Genomic DNA, 3,353 nt, shown 5'->3' with positions numbered 1-3,353 from the left:
CCCGGGAACTCCCCCCGTATGTGATCTGGGCGCACGGCGGCCCCACCAGCCGGGCCCCGCTCGTCCTCGACCTCGCCATCGCCTACTTCACCTCGCGCGGCATCGGCGTCGCCGAGGTCGACTACGGCGGATCCAGCGGCTACGGGCGGGCCTACCGCGAGCGGCTGCGCGAGCAGTGGGGGGTGGTCGACGTAGAGGACTGCGCGGCCGTCGCGCTCGCCCTCGCCGACGAGGGCACCGCCGACCGGGCGCGGCTCGCCATCAGGGGCGGCAGCGCGGGCGGCTGGACCGCCGCCGCCTCCCTCGCCGCCACCGACGTCTACGCCTGCGGCACGATCGTCTACCCCGTCCTCGACCTCACCGGCTGGGCGTCGGGGGAGACGCACGACTTCGAGTCGCGGTACCTGGAGAGCCTGGTCGGGCCGCTCGCCGAGGTGCCCGGACGGTACGCGGAGCGCTCGCCGGTGGCCCGGGCCGACCGGATCGCCGTACCGTTCCTGCTGCTCCAGGGCCTGGACGACGTGATCTGCCCGCCCGTGCAGTGCGAGCGGTTCCTGGCCCGGATGGACGGGCGGCGGGTGCCGCACGCGTACCTCGCCTTCGAGGGCGAGGGGCACGGCTTCCGCCGGGCGGAGACCTTGGTGTGCGCCCTGGAGGCGGAACTGTCTCTGTACGCCCAGGTGTTCGGGCTGCGGGTGCCCGGCATCCGGTCACTGGAGCTGACCAGGTGAACGAACTCGTCCGGCCCCGCCGGCTCGCCCCCGGCGCCCGGGTCGCCGTCGTCGCGCCCAGCGGGCCCGTGCCCGAGGAGCGCCTCCAGGCAGGCCTCGACGTGCTGCGCGGCTGGGACCTCGATCCGGTCGTGGCCCCGCACGTCCTCGACCGGCACGGGGAGCTCCCCTACCTCGCGGGCGCCGACGCCGACCGCGCCGCGGACTTCCAGGCCGCCTGGTGCGACCCGGCGGTGGACGCGGTGCTGTGCGCCCGTGGCGGATACGGCGTCCAGCGCATGGTCGACCTGCTCGACTGGGAGGCGCTGCGCGCCGCCGGGCCCAAGGTCCTGGTCGGCTTCAGCGACGTCACCGCGCTGCACGAGGCGTTCGCCGCCCGGCTGGGACTCGTCACCCTGCACGGACCGATGGCCGCCGGGATCGACTTCGTGAAGAACGCGCGCGCCCAGGAGCACCTGAAAGCCCCCCTGTTCGCGCCGGAGACGGTCCGCACGATCGGCTCGGCCGGTGGCCGCGCCCTGGTGCCGGGGCGGGCGCGGGGTGTGCTGTCCGGCGGCTGTCTGTGCCTGCTCGCCGCGGAACTCGGCAGCCCGCACGCCCGGCGTACCGGGCACGGCGGGCTGCTCTGCCTGGAGGACGTGGGGGAGGAGACGTACCGCCTGGACCGCTGTCTCACCCAGCTCCTGCGGGCCGGCGCGCTCGACGGGGTGCGCGGCGTCCTGCTCGGCTCCTGGGAGGGGTGCGGTCCGTACGACCGGGTGCGCGCCCTGCTCGCCGACCGGCTGGGCGGGCTGGGTGTGCCGGTGGCGGAGGAGTTCGGCTTCGGGCACTGCGCGGGCGCGCTGACCATCCCGTTCGGGGTGAGGGCCGAACTCGACGCCGAAGCCGGGACGCTGACGCTGGAGGAGCCGGCGCTGCGCTGACACGCACCCACCGGTCGCCCCCTCGTGCGGTTGCCGGGGCGGGCCCCTCACGTCCGCCCGCCCCGTCGGCGGGTGACCGGCGCGCCGCTCCCCCCGCCGGCGGGGTCCCCGTCACCGGTCGAGGGCAGGACGCGGTGCGCGCTTCCGGCGCGGAGGACTGTTCCTGCGGCAGCGGCCCGGGCTCCGTGCCGGCGAGACGCTCGGCCAGGTCCTCGGCGCTGCGGCCGGTGAACTCGTCGCGCAGGCTCTGGCCGGGGCCCCGGGGACCGGTGGCGGCCGTGCGCGCGGCCCCCGGTACCCGGTGTCCCGGCCGGTACCTCCCCTGCGAGCCCGCCCCGGCCGGGGACGCCGTTGCCATGGAAATGCGTACGACGGCGGCCCCCTGCGGAAGGTCCGTCGCCCGGCGCGGATTCGTACCGGGCGGGGTGTGATCACCGTGCGGGTCCCGGTCCCCGGGCTCATCCTGGTGCCATGAGCACGAAGACCAGCGGTGGCTCCCGAGGCCTCGCGGCCGGCCCGTCGTAGGCTGGTGCGATGCCGCACGCCACCACCTCCCGCTATCTCGCCCAAGGCCCCCGGGTGGGCATACGCCACTTCACGCACCGGGACGGCGCCGAGTTCGTCGCGCGCGTCCGGGAGAGCAAGGACCTGCACCATCCGTGGCTCTTCCCGCCGGACAGCATCGAGGCGTACGCCGCCTACGCCGGCCGGCTGATCGACGACCCGGCGAGGGCGGGGTTCCTCGTCTGCGAACTGGACGGCCCGGCCGGGCCGGGGGCGATCGCCGGGTTCATCAACATCAACAACATCGTCGGCGGCGGCTTCCAGTGCGGCGCCCTCGGTTACGGCGCCTTCGCGCACGCCGCCGGGCGCGGGCTGATGCGGGAGGGCCTGGACCTGGTGGTGCGTCACGCGTTCGGGCCGATGCGGCTGCACCGGCTGGAGATCAACGTGCAGCCGGGGAACACCGCCTCCGTCAACCTGGCGAAGGCCGCGGGCTTCCGCCTGGAGGGCTTCTCCCCGAACATGCTCTTCATCGACGGGGCCTGGCGCGATCACGAGCGCTGGGCGCTCACCGTCGAGATGCGGGACGCCGGTTGACCTTCATCGTGTCCAGATCCGTGACGGTGGACCTCAGGCCCGTGAAGCCGTAGCCGAGCCGCTTCAGCACGGACTCGGCGCGGTCCTCCGCGATCGCCGCCGCCATCTCCTCGCCGTCGGCGGCGTCCGACACCACGACGAACCGCATCGAGAAGTGCTTCAGCGGCGCCGGCTCGTACGACAGCGAGCCCTCCTCGGTGAACCGCATGCTCGTCAGCCCGTGCTCACCGGCCTCGGCCAGCAGCCGCGCCCGGGCCTCGTCGGTCAGCCCGTCCCAGGTGCCGCGCACGATCACCCGGTACGTGTGCCGCTCGCTCATCGTCTTCCCTCCGCTCGGCCGATCCGGTTGAAGGGCCGACTGTACGTCGCCGACGATGGACCGTATGCGGAATATCGTGGTGGTCGACGCCCCCTCCAACCTGGGCCTGCGCCCGCCCGCCCCCGGCACCGTGCCCGGCTGCTACAAGCTCGCCGGGGCCTTGCGGGAGCAGCGGATCGTCCAGCGGCTGGGCGCCCTGGAAGGCGGGGTGGTCGTGCCGCCGCGCTACGACCGGGGTGACTGGCAGGAGGGCGACGGGGCTGTCCCTTTTACACCTCT

At 74.7% G+C, this 3,353-nt stretch carries 4 protein-coding genes and 1 pseudogene; 4 read left to right on the top strand and 1 reads right to left on the bottom strand.

The genetic code is table 11. From position 1 onward, the window contains the following. The 3 genes from CCN42_RS34200 to CCN42_RS34190 form a co-directional block, all read left to right on the top strand. Window positions 1-731: S9 family peptidase (locus tag CCN42_RS34200; protein ID WP_143662117.1), on the top strand; the 731-nt coding region annotated here is incomplete at its 5' end. After that, window positions 728-1,654 carry a S66 peptidase family protein gene (locus CCN42_RS34195; RefSeq protein ID WP_086741312.1) on the top strand — a complete coding sequence of 309 codons (927 nt, stop codon included), beginning with the start codon at window positions 728-730 and terminating at the stop codon, window positions 1,652-1,654. The genes CCN42_RS34200 and CCN42_RS34195, both read left to right, overlap by 4 nt. A 534-nt stretch (window positions 1,655-2,188) precedes the next feature. Then, window positions 2,189-2,755, top strand: a complete 567-nt coding sequence (locus CCN42_RS34190; protein WP_086741311.1) for a GNAT family N-acetyltransferase — start codon at window positions 2,189-2,191, stop codon at window positions 2,753-2,755. Here the strand turns inward: CCN42_RS34190 and CCN42_RS34185 are convergent. Next, window positions 2,727-3,074 (bottom strand): DUF6204 family protein, encoded by a 348-nt coding sequence (locus CCN42_RS34185; RefSeq protein WP_086741310.1) that lies wholly within the window; start codon window positions 3,072-3,074, stop codon window positions 2,727-2,729. The two genes, CCN42_RS34190 and CCN42_RS34185, sit on opposite strands and share 29 nt — an antisense overlap. A 64-nt stretch (window positions 3,075-3,138) precedes the next feature. On the opposite strand from CCN42_RS34185, the pseudogene CCN42_RS34180 reads away from it, so the two are divergent. Continuing rightward, window positions 3,139-3,353: pseudogene (locus tag CCN42_RS34180) on the top strand (arginase family protein); the annotation flags it as partial.

The sequence above is a fragment of the Streptomyces glaucescens genome (assembly GCF_002154375.1).
GTDB classification, from domain to species: Bacteria; Actinomycetota; Actinomycetes; order Streptomycetales; family Streptomycetaceae; genus Streptomyces; species Streptomyces glaucescens.
This window is presented reverse-complemented; position numbering and strand designations above follow the sequence as displayed.

Bases quoted from the DNA above. Each gene is read 5' to 3' on its own strand.
- CCN42_RS34190 (WP_086741311.1), top strand. From the start codon at position 2,189: ATGCCGCACGCCACCACCTCCCGCTATCTCGCCCAAGGCCCCCGGGTG.
- CCN42_RS34185 (WP_086741310.1), bottom strand. From the start codon at position 3,074: ATGAGCGAGCGGCACACGTACCGGGTGATCGTGCGCGGCACCTGGGAC.